The 13,741-nt window shown below is 66.1% G+C and carries 17 protein-coding genes; 12 read left to right on the forward strand and 5 right to left on the reverse strand.

Annotated features, from left to right (window positions below; all coding sequences use genetic code 11):
• Nucleotides 1-3: 3 nt before the first annotated feature.
• The 7 genes from VJ162_RS15525 (at nt 4) to VJ162_RS15555 (ending at nt 4,869) form a co-directional block, all read left to right on the forward strand.
• Nucleotides 4-942: a carbohydrate ABC transporter permease gene (locus tag VJ162_RS15525; RefSeq protein ID WP_324665578.1), complete on the forward strand. Its 939-nt coding sequence runs from the start codon at nt 4-6 to the stop codon at nt 940-942.
• A complete protein-coding gene (locus VJ162_RS15530) occupies nt 939-1,859 on the forward strand; it encodes a carbohydrate ABC transporter permease (RefSeq protein ID WP_324665580.1) in 921 nt (306 codons plus the stop codon). Before VJ162_RS15525 ends, VJ162_RS15530 begins: the two co-directional genes overlap by 4 nt.
• Nucleotides 1,860-1,864: 5 nt before the next feature.
• Nucleotides 1,865-2,995 carry an ABC transporter ATP-binding protein gene (locus VJ162_RS15535; RefSeq protein WP_324665581.1) on the forward strand — a complete coding sequence of 377 codons (1,131 nt, stop codon included), beginning with the start codon at nt 1,865-1,867 and terminating at the stop codon, nt 2,993-2,995.
• Nucleotides 2,996-2,997: 2 nt separating this feature from the next.
• Nucleotides 2,998-3,168: a hypothetical protein gene (locus VJ162_RS15540; RefSeq protein WP_324665583.1), complete on the forward strand. Its 171-nt coding sequence runs from the start codon at nt 2,998-3,000 to the stop codon at nt 3,166-3,168.
• A 216-nt stretch (nt 3,169-3,384) separates the two neighbouring features.
• Nucleotides 3,385-4,158 (forward strand): HTH-type transcriptional regulator GlpR, encoded by a 774-nt coding sequence (gene glpR / locus VJ162_RS15545; protein WP_324665584.1) that lies wholly within the window; start codon nt 3,385-3,387, stop codon nt 4,156-4,158.
• A gap of 66 nt (nt 4,159-4,224) precedes the next feature.
• Nucleotides 4,225-4,509: a DUF6360 family protein gene (locus tag VJ162_RS15550; protein ID WP_324665586.1), complete on the forward strand. Its 285-nt coding sequence runs from the start codon at nt 4,225-4,227 to the stop codon at nt 4,507-4,509.
• A 60-nt stretch (nt 4,510-4,569) separates the two neighbouring features.
• Nucleotides 4,570-4,869: a CPCC family cysteine-rich protein gene (locus VJ162_RS15555; RefSeq protein ID WP_324665588.1), complete on the forward strand. Its 300-nt coding sequence runs from the start codon at nt 4,570-4,572 to the stop codon at nt 4,867-4,869.
• Here the strand turns inward: VJ162_RS15555 and VJ162_RS15560 are convergent.
• Both VJ162_RS15560 and VJ162_RS15565 read right to left on the reverse strand, forming a co-directional pair.
• Nucleotides 4,866-5,720: a ZIP family metal transporter gene (locus tag VJ162_RS15560; RefSeq protein ID WP_324665589.1), complete on the reverse strand. Its 855-nt coding sequence runs from the start codon at nt 5,718-5,720 to the stop codon at nt 4,866-4,868. The genes VJ162_RS15555 and VJ162_RS15560 overlap by 4 nt on opposite strands.
• A 55-nt stretch (nt 5,721-5,775) precedes the next feature.
• Entirely contained in the window at nt 5,776-6,912 is a 1,137-nt protein-coding gene (locus VJ162_RS15565) for a site-2 protease family protein (RefSeq protein ID WP_324665591.1), read from the reverse strand.
• Nucleotides 6,913-7,047: 135 nt separating this feature from the next.
• Here VJ162_RS15565 and thiE point away from each other — a divergent pair, with 135 nt between their 5' ends.
• On the forward strand, nt 7,048-7,695 hold the full coding sequence (gene thiE / locus VJ162_RS15570; RefSeq protein ID WP_324665593.1) for a thiamine phosphate synthase: 648 nt from the start codon (nt 7,048-7,050) through the stop codon (nt 7,693-7,695).
• Nucleotides 7,696-7,702: 7 nt separating this feature from the next.
• On the opposite strand, the gene VJ162_RS15575 is transcribed toward thiE, so the two are convergent.
• Nucleotides 7,703-7,951 (reverse strand): glutaredoxin family protein, encoded by a 249-nt coding sequence (locus tag VJ162_RS15575; RefSeq protein WP_324665595.1) that lies wholly within the window; start codon nt 7,949-7,951, stop codon nt 7,703-7,705.
• 77 nt (nt 7,952-8,028) lie between these two features.
• On the opposite strand from VJ162_RS15575, the gene VJ162_RS15580 reads away from it, so the two are divergent.
• Entirely contained in the window at nt 8,029-8,961 is a 933-nt protein-coding gene (locus VJ162_RS15580) for an oxidoreductase (protein WP_324665596.1), read from the forward strand.
• Nucleotides 8,962-9,009: 48 nt separating this feature from the next.
• A complete protein-coding gene (locus VJ162_RS15585; protein ID WP_324665597.1) occupies nt 9,010-10,140 on the forward strand; it encodes a hemolysin family protein in 1,131 nt (376 codons plus the stop codon).
• A 26-nt stretch (nt 10,141-10,166) separates the two neighbouring features.
• On the opposite strand, the gene VJ162_RS15590 is transcribed toward VJ162_RS15585, so the two are convergent.
• Nucleotides 10,167-10,469, reverse strand: coding sequence for a cupin domain-containing protein (locus VJ162_RS15590; protein WP_324665599.1), 303 nt, complete (start codon nt 10,467-10,469; stop codon nt 10,167-10,169).
• 286 nt (nt 10,470-10,755) lie between these two features.
• On the opposite strand from VJ162_RS15590, the gene VJ162_RS15595 reads away from it, so the two are divergent.
• Nucleotides 10,756-12,144: a sugar porter family MFS transporter gene (locus tag VJ162_RS15595; protein ID WP_324665601.1), complete on the forward strand. Its 1,389-nt coding sequence runs from the start codon at nt 10,756-10,758 to the stop codon at nt 12,142-12,144.
• 91 nt (nt 12,145-12,235) lie between these two features.
• Nucleotides 12,236-12,397, forward strand: a complete 162-nt coding sequence (locus tag VJ162_RS15600; RefSeq protein ID WP_324665603.1) for a ribbon-helix-helix protein, CopG family — start codon at nt 12,236-12,238, stop codon at nt 12,395-12,397.
• A 4-nt stretch (nt 12,398-12,401) separates the two neighbouring features.
• Here the strand turns inward: VJ162_RS15600 and VJ162_RS15605 are convergent, their stop codons facing one another.
• The gene (locus VJ162_RS15605) at nt 12,402-13,679 is read right to left on the reverse strand and encodes an MBL fold metallo-hydrolase (protein WP_324665663.1); all 1,278 of its coding nucleotides are present in this window, start codon (nt 13,677-13,679) and stop codon (nt 12,402-12,404) included.
• Nucleotides 13,680-13,741: the final 62 nt, after the last annotated feature.

Raw genomic sequence — 13,741 nt, forward strand, 5'->3', positions numbered from 1 at the left:
ATAATGTCAACAGAAAAACAACCTCTTCGTCGCAAGCTCGACAAGCTGTTCGTCCCGCTGACCGTCGGGCCGACGCTGCTGTGGATTGCGGCGATAATCGTCTATCCGACGGTCAAGCTGATCATCAACAGCTTCCAGTTCCGGAATCCGGTGACAAACGAGATGGAGTTCGTCGGTCTCCGGAACTTCGAGCGGCTGCTGTTCGCACGCGAGGGGGCCGACGCCGCGTTCGGCGTCTTCAGTCCGGAGTTTATCTCGATTACGAGGAACACGGTAGTGTACGTCGGTTTCAGCGTCACTATCTCTTTCCTGCTGGGGCTGGGAATCGCGCTCCTGCTACACAAGGACCTCAAAGGCCGGGGCTGGTTTCGGACGGCGGTTATTGTCCCGTGGATTCTCCCCTACGTGATGAGCGGGCTGATGTGGCGCTGGATGTTCCAGGCCGACTTCGGAGCGATAAACGGCGCCTTACAGCAGTTGGGCGTCATCTCCGGGAACATCCCGTTCCTCTCGAACGGGGCGCTGGCGATGATGGCACTCATCGTCGCCGACGTCTGGGTGTTTACACCCTTCATCGTCATCATCCTGCTCGCGGGGCTCCAGAACGTCCCGGAACAGCTGTACGACGCCGCCGAGGTCGACGGGGCCAGCCGCTGGTCGCGGTTCTGGAACGTCACGTACCCGTTCCTGAAACCGTCGATCATGGTCGCGCTGACTATCCGCATCATCTTCGACATCCGAGCGCTCGACCTCGTCTGGGTGATGACCGGCGGCGGGCCCGGGAAGGCCACCGAGGTGTGGGCCTCCTGGCTGTACCGCACCGCACAGGTCTTTAACTCGCCCGGGCCGGGCGCGGCGCTGGGCGTCGTCCTACTGGTCGTGACGTTCGCCATCGTGGCCACGCTGTACAAGATATTCGGCGAATCACCCTACGAAGCATGAGCACCAAGAAATCGAGACTCGACCGCCTTCGCCAGTCGCTGGGACTGGAGACAGACAACGAGTGGCCGTCCGTCGTGCGTGAACGGCTGGGAGCGTACGTATTGCTCTCGGTGTATCTCGTCGTCATCTGGTTCCCGATATACTACATCTTCATCACGAGCCTCAAACCCTCGGCTGAAGTGTTGTCGCTGCCGATTACGTTCTTCCCGCGGGACCCGACAATCGGGAACTACGTGGATATCTTCACGAATCGGCCGTTCGACAGCTACACGATAAACAGCGTCATCATCGCGACGACCACCACGGTCATCTGCGTGACGCTGGGGACGCTTACGGGCTACTCCTTTTCCCGATACGACTTCATGGGCAACAAGACGCTCCTGCTGTCTATCGTCGGGGCGCGGATGATTCCGCCTATCGCCCTCATCGTCCCGTTCTTCCAGATCATGTCGAACCCGCCGCTCATCGGCGGCCTCACGGGGAGCCTGTACGACACGCGCCTGGCGCTGATACTCACGTACACGTTCTTCAACCTCCCCTTCGCGGTCTGGATAATGAAGAACTACTTCGACGGCGTTCCCGAGTCCTTAGACGAGCAGGCACGCATTGACGGCTGCTCGCGCTGGGAGGCCTTCGTCAAGATAATCCTCCCGATGGCAAAGCCGGGTATCGCGGCGACGGCCATCCTCGCCTTTATCTTCTCGTGGAACGAGTTCGTCTTCGCACTGGTCCTCACGTCCTCCGAAACGGCCCAGACGCTTCCCATCGCGGTGTCGCTGTTCGTCGCAGACGACTTCGTTGACTGGGCGCACCTGGCCGCCGGCGGGATGATCGCCGCGGTGCCCGGCATCCTGTTTGGACTGTTCTTCCAGCAGTACATCGTGAGCGGACTGACCCAAGGAGCTGTCAAGGAGTAATAACTATGTCACATGTCAAACTCACCGAACTCGTAAAGCAATTCGAAGACGTCACCGCTGTCGACGGCGTCTCGCTGGATATCCCCGACGAGAGCTTCACCGTGCTCGTCGGCCCGTCGGGCTGTGGGAAGACCACGACGCTCCGCCTCATCGCGGGGCTGGAGAAGGCGACCTCGGGCGACATCGAGATCGGCGACGAGGTCGTCAACGACAAACGCGCCTACGAGCGGGACATCGCGATGGTGTTCCAGAACTACGCGCTGTACCCGCACAAGACCGTCCGCGGGAACATGCGCTTTGGCCTCGAACAGCACAACATGGAAGAGGAGATCATCGAAGAGCGGGTCAAAGAGGCCGCGGAGCTGCTACAGATAGAGGAACTGCTCGACCGACGACCGTCGGAGCTGTCCGGCGGCCAACAGCAGCGGGTCGCGCTGGGTCGGGCGATCGTCCGCGACCCGGCGGTGTTCCTGATGGACGAGCCGCTCAGCAACCTCGACGCGAAGCTCCGCGTCAAGATGCGGGCCGAGCTGAACAAGCTCCACGACGAGCTGTCGACGACGACGGTGTATGTCACCCACGACCAGGTCGAGGCGATGACGCTGGCCGACCAGATCGCCGTCATGGACGACGGGGAGATACAGCAGGTCGGCGCACCGACGGAAGTGTACATGAACCCGCGGAACATGTTCGTCGCCGGGTTCCTCGGCTCGCCCAGCATGAACTTCCTGGAGGGGACACTCGAGGAGTCCTCGACCGGGAAGTTCGAGCTGGATATCGGCGGCGAGACCCACGACGTTCCCGACGAGTTCATCGAGCATCTCGGCGGCCATCTCGGCGAACGCGTCGTCCTCGGCATCCGGCCGGAGAACATCGCGCTGAACAAGGACGGGGTCCCGGCGAACGTCCACCCGGCGACAGTCAACGTCGTCGAGCCACAGGGCGAGAAGACGGTGCTCGAACTCACTCTCGACACCGGCCAGAACATCAAGGCGGCCGTGGACCCGGACACGACGGTCGAACGGGGCGACGAGGTGAACCTCCGCTTTGACCGGGACTCGTTGCAGTACTTCGACCCGAAGACGGGTGAGTCACTGAGCTTCGACGCGAAATCCGAACAGCAAGTCACAGCCTGACAATGTCGAGCGACAGGACCCACAGCGCCGTGGCCGCCACACGCGCCCCGTTTGCCCCTGCACCTGCGGTGGCTCCCGCCCACAACGGCGTGGCTGGCGTCCCCGGCGGCGCGCTATCGGGCGGTATCGACGCGGTCACAGCGACGCCGTTCTGGACAGTTCCACAGCAATGAGACGCAGTTTTTATCATTGGTACTGTCGTTTTACCTCCCACCTAGAGCCACGCCGAACACTCCACCCTCGATGAACTGTGACGAGCGAAGCGGACGGGCACAGACCGAGGGAGCGATTCTTCGGGGGCAGGGGAGGCACAATGGAGACAACTGCATGGACGAGTCCGTTCGACACGGGACGGAGTCGGCACGTCGGGAGCGAAGCCCGTGGTAGATATGTTACCTGATAAGCGACGTGAGCGGATCGTCCGGATGGTAAACGACAGTGACAGAGTCACCGTCGAGGAGCTCACCGAGGCGTTCGGCGTCTCGGGAGCGACGATTCGTCGCGACCTGGCGTCGCTCGCGGAGGACGGACGGATAGAGCGGTTCCACGGCGGTGCCCTCCCCGCGTCGAGCGAGGACAGCGACAGTTCAGAGAGCGGGGAGACGGCCACGGCCTCCAGCGGGAAGCGAGCGATCGCCGAACGCGCCGTCGACGAACTGAGCGACGGTGACGCGGTGTTTTTCGACACCGGGCCGACGGCAAAGGAGATCGCGAAGGTGCTCCCGGACGCACACTCCCTGCTCGCCGCGACGAACTCCCCTGAGACGGCCTTCGAGCTGCGCGAGACCTGCGGGGAGGTGAAGGTTGTCGGCGACTCGCTTCGCCCCACCTCGGACGCGCTCGTCGGACCCAGCGCCGAGTCGTATCTCCGGAAGACGAACTTCGACGTGGTGTTCCTCGAAACCGACGCCGTCCAGTCCGACGGCGGGCTGTCGGTCTCGAACGAGGACGAGGCCCGCATCAAGTCACTGCTGTGTGACGGCGGCCGGCTCGTCATCCTCGTCGCGGACGGGAGCAAGCTCGGGCGCCAGAGTTTCAGGGAGTTTGCAAACGTCGAGGACATCGACATCCTGGTCACGGAGACCGCCCTGAGCGACGAGATGCGGGACATGTTCGAACGCGCCGGCGTCCAGATCCTCGACAACCTGTTGCCGACAGCCTGAGGCGACGCGCTGGCCGGGGTCAGTCCGACGGACAGCCGTTAAGTCGATACACCCGCAAGCGAGGGTATGGTAGACCGGATCATGATGGTCACGGCGTACACCACGTTCGACCTGCTCGACGGGGAAGTCGAGGGCCACGGTTTCGAGGAGGAAGCGATGGCGGTGCTGAACGTCACCTCGCCGAAGAAAGACCCCGACCACGTCTCGGTCCAGCTTGAGATGGACAACACCCAGGTCGACAACGTCGAGCCCCACGCCGACAAGGTGACCCTGTCGGCCGAGCAGGCCCGCGAGATGGCCGCCGAACTGGAGAAACACGCCGACAAGGTCGAGGCCGCCCAGTCCGAGTAATCGGTCCGGTCGCGTCGGCCGCCCGATAGTTCTTTGATGTGTCGTACCTTACCACGGTACATGTCGACCGACACGCCCGGCAACCCCGCGGCGCGGGAGCTGGGGTATTGCCCGTGTTGTGGGTATCGGACGCTGCCGGAGGGACAGCCCGGCTCCTACGAGGTCTGTCCCGTCTGTTACTGGCTCGATGACCCGGCACAGTTCGGCGACAGCGACCACGTCGGCGACAGCAACCACGTCTCGCTGTCGACGGCGCGGGAGAACTTCCGCGAGTACGGCGCCTGCACACCCGACGAGGCCGACACCTGCCTCGACGCCGCGGAGTTCGACCGGGACCCCAACTGGCCCTACGACCGCTAGGCCGCAAGCGCGATATCGAGATACAGCATGACGATAGTCCCGGCCATCAGCCCAAGCGTCGCGACCCGTTCGTGGCCGCTGCGGTGAGTTTCGGGGATTATCTCGTCGGAGATGACAAAGAGCATCGCGCCGGCGGCAAAACCCATCGCGTAGGGGAGCAGGGGCCCGACGGTGGCGACAGCGACCGCGCCGAGGATAGCAAGCGGAATCTCGACGATCCCAGAGCGGAGCCCGGCCACGACGGCATAGAGCCGGCGGTCAAGCCCCGCGTTGATGGCAGCGACCGACACCGCGAGCCCCTCCGGTATGTTCTGGATGCCGATGGCAAGCATCAGGGAGACGGCCGCGCCGAGTTGCGTGGGGTCGCTCGCGGCCGCGCCGAAGCCGACGCCGACGGCCAGTCCCTCGGGCATATTGTGCAGCGTGATGGCGAGGATGAAGAGGACGACCCCGGTGAGTCGCTCCTCGTCGACCGGCAGCGACTCGCTGGGGCGGGCCGCGTCGTCGCGCTTGCCGCCGGTCAGCAGGTAGTGGGCGTGGGGGAGAAAGCGGTCGGCCTGGTCGAGAAACAGGGCACCGAGGGCGACGCCGACGAGCGTCGGAAGGGGGTTCCCGTCGGAGTACACCTCGATACCGGGGATGATGAGGCTCGTAAAGGCAGCCGCGAGCATCACGCCGGCGGCAAAGCCAAGCGCCCCGTTGAGCGCGCGCTCCGAGGGGTCGCGCCAGACGAGTACCAGCGACGCGCCAAAGAGGTTCATCGCGGCGATGACTACCCCGCCGAGCAAGCCAAGCACCAGCGGGTCCGACCCACCGACCGACGATATCGCCTCAACGAGCCCCGACTGCATTGTCCCGTCGTGCGTGACGCGGGGGTTTGTAGCTATCGGCGTGTCGGCGCCCCGCTCAGAACGGGCCGTCGACCCGCGCCAGCCGGCGCATCTCCATCGCCGAGGAGAAGTCCTCCCGGGAGACGACGTGAGTCCCCTCGGGGCTCTCGACGAGGGCGGCAGTCGCCTTGCCGGTGTCGAGCGCGACCAGGGCGTCGAAAGCCGACATCGCCGCGTCCAGCCGGGGGAGGTCCGTCACCATCAGGTCGGCGACGGTGTCGGCCTCGCGCTGGGCCTTCGAGAGCTCCCGGAAGTCCGCGACGGTGACGACGCCGACCACGTCGCCATCCTGCGTGACGGTGAACTCCGTCGCCCGCTCGGCGAACATCCGGTCGACCAGGTCCTCGACGGTCGCGTCGGCGTCGATAGAGAGCCGCGTCGACCGGGCGATGTCACCGGCGGTGAGCCCCTCCAGCAGGTCCGCCAGCGCGACGGTCCGGGACTCGCCGCTTGCGGCCGCATAGATGAACAGCGCAAGCAGCAACAGCATGGGCGCGAAGTTGAGCACGCCGAAGACGGCAAAGAGGATGGCGAAGGTGGTCCCGATGCGGGCGGCGGTTCGGGTCGCGGAGGCGTAGGACCGCTTCCGGGCCAGCAGCGACCGCAGCACGCGCCCGCCGTCCATCGGAAACGCCGGCAGCATGTTGAACCCCGCGAGGAGGAGGTTCGTCACGGCGAGCCAGCCGACGACGAAAAGCGGGACCGTCGCGCCCGCCGGCAGGGCCAGCAAGGCGGCGTAACAGGCAACGCCGGTGAGCACACTCGTTATCGGTCCCGCGACGGCGATCCAGAACTCCTTGTGCCACTCCCGGGGAAACGTCTTGAAACTCGCTAGCCCGCCCAGGATCCACAGCGTGATGGACTCGACTTCGAGGTCGTAGCGCATCCCCGCCCAGGCGTGGCCCAGCTCGTGCAGCGTGACGCTGACGAACAGGCCGACGGCGGCGAGCGTGCCGACGAGCCACGGCGTCGAGCCGGCCGTCAGCACCGCCGTGTCCAGTTCGGTGCCGGCGAGCGCGCCGACGATGCCGGCGTAGAGCTCTATCTGGGTCCCGCTGCCGATGAGCCACGCCAGCACCGGCAGAAAGACCAGCAACGAGACGTTGACCCGTATCGGAATCCCCCAGACCGTCGTGATGTGGAAGTTTCGCACAGTGAGTGAGAGCGGCCGGAGTCCGGTAATGTCTTCGGCTCAGACACCGGGACGCCGACGGCGAAGAACACAACCCCGGTTACATCGGAGCGCCGGAACGCAAGAATCAGGGCCGCAGCGGTCCCAGGGGCGACTATGCCCGACTGGAGCGTCTATCTGGTGACCGGCGAATCGCTGTCGGCAGGGCGGACCACCCGCGAGGTCGTCGAGGGGGCCGTCGAGGGGGGATGCGGCGTCGTGCAGTTGCGCGAGAAAGACCGGACCGTCCGCGAGCGCTACGAGATGGGCGGGGAGATACGGTCGCTGTGCCGGGAGCGCGGCGTCGCCTTCGTCGTCAACGACCGCGTCGACCTGGCACAGGCGTTAGATGCCGACGGCGTCCACCTGGGCGAGGACGACCTGGCGGTCCCGGCCGCCCGTGACCTGCTGGGCGAAGACGCGATTATCGGCCGCTCGGTGTCGACGGTCGCGGCCGCCGAGGCGGCCGAAGGCGCCGGCGCGGACTATCTCGGCGTTGGCACCGTCTACCGCACCCAGTCGAAAGCCGACATCCCCGAGGACGACCACGGCGTCGGCCCCGAGCGCGTGGCGGCGATAGCCGAGGCGGTCGACATCCCCCTCGTGGGCATCGGCGGCATCACGGCCGAGAACGCGGGCGAGGTGGCCCGAGCGGGCGCCGACGGGGTAGCCGTGATTACGGCGATTACGCGGGCCGACGACCCCGAGGCCGCGGCGGCGGCGCTTTACGAGGCCGTCGAGCGAGGGAAGCGCGAGCGGTCGTAGTCGGCTCTCACCCCGTCAGCTTCCGCCGTAGCCGCGCCTCGTCGACCCGGTACTTGAACGCCGGCGAGCCATCCAGCAGGACGTAGGGGACCCGCTCGCCGTACTCCTCTCGGAGTTCCGCGTCGGAGTCTACGTCGACCAGGTCCAGTTCGACCGCGACGCCCTCCTCGTCGGCGACCCGTTCGATGGTGTCGACAGCCTCCGCACAGAGGTGGCAGTTCTCGCGGGTGTACACGGTGACCGAGACGTCGCTCATCGGCCGGCGATAGGCGCCGAGGCGACAAAGGGACAGTGATTACGAGGGTTTCTGTACGTGGGGTCCAAAATCCGGGTATGTCAGGCTGGACGACCGACAAGATGCCGCCGATGGAGGGGAAAACGGTTGTCGTTACCGGTGCCAACAGCGGGCTGGGCTACGAGGGAACCAAGGCCTTCGCCGACGCTGGCGCGACGGTGGTGATGGCCTGCCGGAGCGAGGAGCGGGGCGAGGCGGCCGCCACGGACATCCGCCGGAGTGTCAGAGACGGCCACCTGGAGGTGCGGGTCTGTGACCTCGCGGACCTCGACAGCGTCGAAGCGTTCGCCGAGGGGCTCCGGGCGGAGACAGCGGGCATCGACGTGCTCTGTAACAACGCCGGCGTGATGGCCATCCCGCGACAGGAGACGGCCGACGGCTTCGAGATGCAACTCGGCGTGAACCATCTGGGCCACTTCGCGCTGACCGGCCACCTGCTGCCCGAACTCCGCGCGAGCGAGGGCGAGAGCCGCGTCGTCACGCAGTCCTCGCAGGCTCACACGTCGGGCGAGATGGACTTCTCGGACCTGCAGTCCGAGCGGGAGTACGGCAAGTGGTCGGCCTACGGCCGGTCGAAGCTTGCGAACCTCCTCTTTGCCTACGAGCTCCAGCGCCGCCTCGACGACCACGGCGCAAGCGTCGTCAGCGTGGCCTGTCACCCCGGCTACGCCGACACGGAACTGCAGTTCCGTGGCCCCAGGGAGATGGGCTCTAGCGTTCGGATGGGACTGATGAAGGTCGCGAACGGTCTGTTCGGGCAGTCGGCCGAGCGCGGGGCCCTGCCGATGCTGTACGCCGCCGCCAGCGACGAGGTGGTTGGCGGCGAGTACGTCGGTCCCGGCGGGTTCATGCGGATGCGGGGGGCACCGGAGTTCCAGCAGTCTAACGACGCCTCGCGGGACGAGGCCGATGCCGAGCGGCTCTGGACCGTCTCCGAGGAGCTGACCGGGGTCGAGTACGAGTTCGGGTAACCGAAGCATCAGGTTTTCACGCGACGACACGGAACTCCCTGCCAGCTTATGCAACCGGTCGAGATAGCGCTGCGGCTGCTGGCCGGGGTCGCGCTCATCCTCGCCAACGGCTTTTTCGTCGCCATCGAGTTCGCGATGACCCGGGCACGGCAGTTCACCGAGTCGGAGTTTGTCGGCGACGGCCACCCGGCCTTAGAGCGGGCCTGGTCGATGACGGACGACCTGGAGATATATCTGACGAGCTGTCAGGTCGGCATCACCGCCTCCTCCATCGCCGTCGGTATCGTCGCCGAGCCGGCGCTTGCGGCGCTGTTCGAGCCGACCTTCGCGGGGTCGCGACTGGCCGGCATCGGGCTGGGGGCCACCATCGCCTTCGCCATCATCAACCTCGTCCACCTCACCCACGGCGAGCAGACGCCGACGTATCTGGGCGTCGAGCGCTCCCGGTTCGTCTGTCGGTACGGCGCGACGCCGCTGTACTACTTCGCAAAGGTTATCTCACCGCTCATCGCTGTCGGCGACAGCGTCGCGAAGTGGACGCTGGGGCTGTTCGGCGTCGAGATGTCCGGCGCGTGGCTGGAGACCGAGGAAGAGGTCATCGAGAGCCGCGCGGACCTCCGGAACAAGCTCGGCTCGGTGCTCAGAGAGGGGGACCTCACCGAGGAGCGCCGCGAGGAGGTGCTGGCAGCGCTCCATGCCGGCGACCAGCAGGTCCGTGACGTGATGGTCCACGCCGAGGACATCGTCGCGCTCTCGCCGGCCGACGGCGACGCCGAGAACGCCCGGAAGGTCGCCGAGACCCCCCACACCCGCTACCCGCTGATAGGGAGCGTGACATCGGAGATGTCACGGACAGGAGACGCCATCCCCGCCGCCGACAGCGACGACCTGCTCGGGACCGTCTACGTCCCGGAGCTGGTGCGGGCGGCGAGCGAGACGGCAGGCGAAGGCGATTTGCTTTCCGGCGTCGACCTCGAGACCGTCGCCGCGCCGCCGATGACGATACCGGCCGACACGAGCGTCAGCGACGCCATCGACCGCTTCCAGGCCGAGAGCCAGGAGCTCGCAGTCGTGCTGGACGACGGCAAGGTGGTAGGCCTGCTCACTGTCACCGACGCCTTGGAGGCCGTCGTCGGCGACATCCGCGACCCGATGGACGAACAGGCGGGTGTGGCATAGGGTCCCGGAGACGCCACAGCCCGGTATCAGCGCGGCGGCGTGTAGAAGTTCACCGTCTCCAGGGGCTTGTCGCCGTCGTTCTCGATACCGTGGCGCTCGCCGGCCTCGATGCGGAGCAGGTCCCCCGCTTCGATGCGCTCGTCCTCGCCGTCGACCGTGGCGAGGCCGGTTCCGCCGACGACGAACAGCCACTGGTCGCTGTCGGGGTGGTAGTTCTCCGGCCCGCCGACACTGTGGCCGGGCTCGACCGTCATCTCCGCGGCCTGTGCCTCGTCGGTCGCCATGACGACCTCGAAGTAGCGGTCGAAATCGAGGTGGGTCCGCTCCATGTCGGGGGGTGGACCGCGAGCGAGGAGTGGGTTTCGACGAGTGACACCGCTTTCGGCCGGGACGGGCCGGCACGCGGCGCCGCTCGCCGCCGGCACAGCGGTCGACGACGGTCCCGCCGAGCGAGACGAGTCGTTGGTCGATGGAATATGGCCGTTCGGAATACTGTAAAAATACATATATAATAACTAGATAAACGCAATACACAAGCCGATATGAGCTAGTAGATATTCGTGATAGAACAGAACTATTAATAATAATTCTCCAGCTACGCCGGATATAGTCACTATGTCAACGGCAGATATTCGGAGTGTCCTGCGCGGTGACGGAGGGCGGTTCATATACCTCGCGTCCGCGCTGGCCGCACTGAACGGCCTCCTGTTTGGGTTCGACACGGGAATCATCTCCGGGGCGTTCCTCTACATCAACGACACGTTCGCCATGTCGCCGCTGGTGGAAGGTATCGTCGTCAGCGGCGCGATGGCCGGCGCAGCACTGGGCGCGGCCGTCGGTGGACAACTGGCCGACAGGCTGGGACGGCGCAGGCTCATACTCCTCGGGGCCGGCGTGTTCTTCCTCGGTTCGTTTACGATGGCCGTCGCCCCCTCCGTCCCGGTGCTGGTCGCGGGACGGCTCATAGACGGCGTGGCAATCGGGTTCGCGTCTATCGTCGGCCCGCTGTACATCTCCGAGATCGCCCCGCCGCGTATCCGCGGGGCGCTCACCTCCCTGAACCAGCTGATGGTCACGGTCGGGATTCTGGTGTCGTACTTCGTCAACTACGCCTTCGCGGACGCCGGCGCGTGGCGCTGGATGCTCGGCACCGGGATGATACCGGCCGTCGTCCTCGCCATCGGGATGCTCAAGATGCCCGAGAGCCCCCGCTGGCTGTTCGAGCGAGGCCGCAAAGAGGAGGCCGAGGCCGTTCTAAGGCGGACCCGACAGGGCGACATCGAGGACGAACTCGACGAGATAGCCGAGACCGTCGAGAAACAGTCCGACACGGGCGTTCGCGAACTGCTCGAACCGTGGCTCCGCCCGGCACTCATCGTCGGTCTCGGGCTGGCCATCTTCCAGCAAATCACCGGCATCAACGCCGTCATCTACTACGCGCCGACCATCCTCGAATCGACCGGGTTCGGGAGCACCACTTCCATCCTCGCGACGGTGGGTATCGGTGTCATCAACGTCGTCATGACCGTCGTCGCCATCGCGCTCATCGACCGCGTCGGTCGCCGCCGGCTGTTGCAGGTCGGCATCGGCGGGATGACCATCACGGTGGCCGTTCTCGGGACGGTGTTTTACCTCCCCGGGTTCGACGGCGCCATAGGCTGGATAGCCACGGCGAGCCTGATGCTGTTCGTCGCGTTCTTCGCCATCGGCCTCGGACCGGTGTTCTGGCTGCTCATCTCCGAGATATACCCACTCGCGGTCCGCGGGAGCGCGATGGGGGCCGTGACCGTCGCCAACTGGGGCGCGAACCTCGTCGTCTCGCTCCTGTTCCCGGTGTTGACCGCGAACGCCGGCGAGGCCACGACGTTCTGGCTGTTTGGCGCCTGTAGCCTGGCCGCACTGCTGTTTACCTACTGGCTCGTGCCCGAGACGAAGGGGCGCTCGCTCGAAGCCATCGAGGCGGACCTCCGCGGGAACGTCACCGCGTCCGAAACCGCCGACTGAGGCGAACGAACCACGGCAGACGGTCGCGTCACACGCACGGGGGACGACCGTCTGACGAGGGTATTTAACCGTCGGGCACGGTCCGAAACCCATGGACGAAGCGTTCCTCGACCTCGAAGAAGTCGACATCGAGATGGACGAGGCGTTGCTGGAGGCGGTCGACGAGAAGGCCTTCGCGGACCACCGCGACAACCGCGACGCGGCGGTTCGGGACCTGCTGGACGAGTGGTTGAAGCAGCGAGACGAGGACTGAGTCGCTACACTGTCACCGTCTCGCCCAGCGTCGGCGCCGAGGCCTCGAACCCCTCGCCACGTAGCTCCTCGGCGAAGGCGGCGGTCCGGTCGCCGTGGACCGCGAGAACGGGGGTGTCCCGGTAGGACTCCAGAAAGCCAAGCAGGCCGTCACGGTCGGCGTGGGCCGAGAACTCGTGGAGCTCGACCTGGGCGCTGACCGGCATCACGCGGCCGTCGAGCTCGGCGCTCCCGGTGTCGAGCAGCTGTCGACCGGGCGTTCCCTCGACCTGATAGCCCGTCAGCGCGACCTTGTTCGTGGGATGGTGGCGGACTGCGGGGACGTAGGTCATCGCCGGCCCACCGTTGAGCATCCCCGAGGTGGTGATGATGACGGTGTTTTGCTGGGCGATGCGCTCGCGCTGGCCGTCACCTCCTGTTACGAACCGGGCACTCGACGTGGCCCCGCGAAGGGCGTCGGCGTCCCGCAGAAACTCGGGGTGGCGCTTGAGCTGTTTCGTCACGCGCTGGCCCATCCCGTCGACGTAGCAGTCGATGTCGTTGGCCGCACAGACCAGCATCGCCTCCTGGGTGCGACCGATGGCGAAGGCGGGGACGACGACGGTACCGCCCTCCCAGACGGTCTGTTTGACGCTCTCGGCGAAGCGCTGCTCGACCGTGTCGCGGGCCTCGTGGGTCACGTCCGAATAGGTGGACTCACAGATGACCGCGTCGGCGTCGGGCCGGGCGGTCGAGGGGGCGACGAGGCGCTGGTCGCCGGTGTGGAAGTCACCGGTGTAGAGGAGTCTGGTGTCGCCATCATCGGACTGCGTCCGATTGCCCGAGGTGCGTCGCACCTCGCTGTCGTCGACCAGCACGTGGGCGCTCCCGGGGATGTGGCCGGCGTTGAAAAACGTCACCTCGTAGCCCGCGGCCTCGAAGGGCTCGCCGTAGCCGTGGGTCACCGAGGCCTGCGTGAGCCGGCGCACGTCAGTGTCGGTGAACGGACAGCGCGGCGTCGAGCCGTGGAGTTTCAGCGTGTCCTCGGCCAGCGTCGTCGCCAGCTCCCTGGTGGGGGGCGTCCAGTGGACCGGCGGCAGGTCGCCACTGCCCATCAGTGCCGGCACCGCGCCGGCGTGGTCCAGATGGCCGTGGCTCACGACCACCGCGTCGGGGTTGACGTCGCCGACAGGGTACTGGGGCGGGGACTCGCTGGCCATCCCGTAGTCGAGCAACAGCGAGTCGTCTACGAGGACGGCGCTGCGTCCGATCTCGTCGGCCCCGCCGAGGAAGGTCACCTCCATCTGGGTGAGGGTAGGGGACAGCGGTGTTTCCATGCTCCGGTTCCGATCCGCGAGTGACGGAC

The sequence above is a fragment of the Haloarcula sediminis genome (assembly GCF_035656455.1).
GTDB classification, from domain to species: domain Archaea; phylum Halobacteriota; class Halobacteria; order Halobacteriales; family Haloarculaceae; genus Haloarcula; species Haloarcula sediminis.

Bases quoted from the DNA above. Each gene is read 5' to 3' on its own strand.
- VJ162_RS15540 (WP_324665583.1), top strand. From the start codon at position 2,998: ATGTCGAGCGACAGGACCCACAGCGCCGTGGCCGCCACACGCGCCCCG.
- VJ162_RS15605 (WP_324665663.1), bottom strand. From the start codon at position 13,679: ATGGAGGTGACCTTCCTCGGCGGGGCCGACGAGATCGGACGCAGCGCC.
- glpR (WP_324665584.1), top strand. From the start codon at position 3,385: ATGTTACCTGATAAGCGACGTGAGCGGATCGTCCGGATGGTAAACGAC.
- VJ162_RS15600 (WP_324665603.1), top strand. From the start codon at position 12,236: ATGGACGAAGCGTTCCTCGACCTCGAAGAAGTCGACATCGAGATGGAC.
- VJ162_RS15560 (WP_324665589.1), bottom strand. From the start codon at position 5,720: ATGCAGTCGGGGCTCGTTGAGGCGATATCGTCGGTCGGTGGGTCGGAC.
- VJ162_RS15585 (WP_324665597.1), top strand. From the start codon at position 9,010: ATGCAACCGGTCGAGATAGCGCTGCGGCTGCTGGCCGGGGTCGCGCTC.
- VJ162_RS15525 (WP_324665578.1), top strand. From the start codon at position 4: ATGTCAACAGAAAAACAACCTCTTCGTCGCAAGCTCGACAAGCTGTTC.
- thiE (WP_324665593.1), top strand. From the start codon at position 7,048: ATGCCCGACTGGAGCGTCTATCTGGTGACCGGCGAATCGCTGTCGGCA.
- VJ162_RS15595 (WP_324665601.1), top strand. From the start codon at position 10,756: ATGTCAACGGCAGATATTCGGAGTGTCCTGCGCGGTGACGGAGGGCGG.
- VJ162_RS15580 (WP_324665596.1), top strand. From the start codon at position 8,029: ATGTCAGGCTGGACGACCGACAAGATGCCGCCGATGGAGGGGAAAACG.
- VJ162_RS15550 (WP_324665586.1), top strand. From the start codon at position 4,225: ATGGTAGACCGGATCATGATGGTCACGGCGTACACCACGTTCGACCTG.
- VJ162_RS15535 (WP_324665581.1), top strand. From the start codon at position 1,865: ATGTCACATGTCAAACTCACCGAACTCGTAAAGCAATTCGAAGACGTC.
- VJ162_RS15530 (WP_324665580.1), top strand. From the start codon at position 939: ATGAGCACCAAGAAATCGAGACTCGACCGCCTTCGCCAGTCGCTGGGA.
- VJ162_RS15555 (WP_324665588.1), top strand. From the start codon at position 4,570: ATGTCGACCGACACGCCCGGCAACCCCGCGGCGCGGGAGCTGGGGTAT.
- VJ162_RS15590 (WP_324665599.1), bottom strand. From the start codon at position 10,469: ATGGAGCGGACCCACCTCGATTTCGACCGCTACTTCGAGGTCGTCATG.
- VJ162_RS15575 (WP_324665595.1), bottom strand. From the start codon at position 7,951: ATGAGCGACGTCTCGGTCACCGTGTACACCCGCGAGAACTGCCACCTC.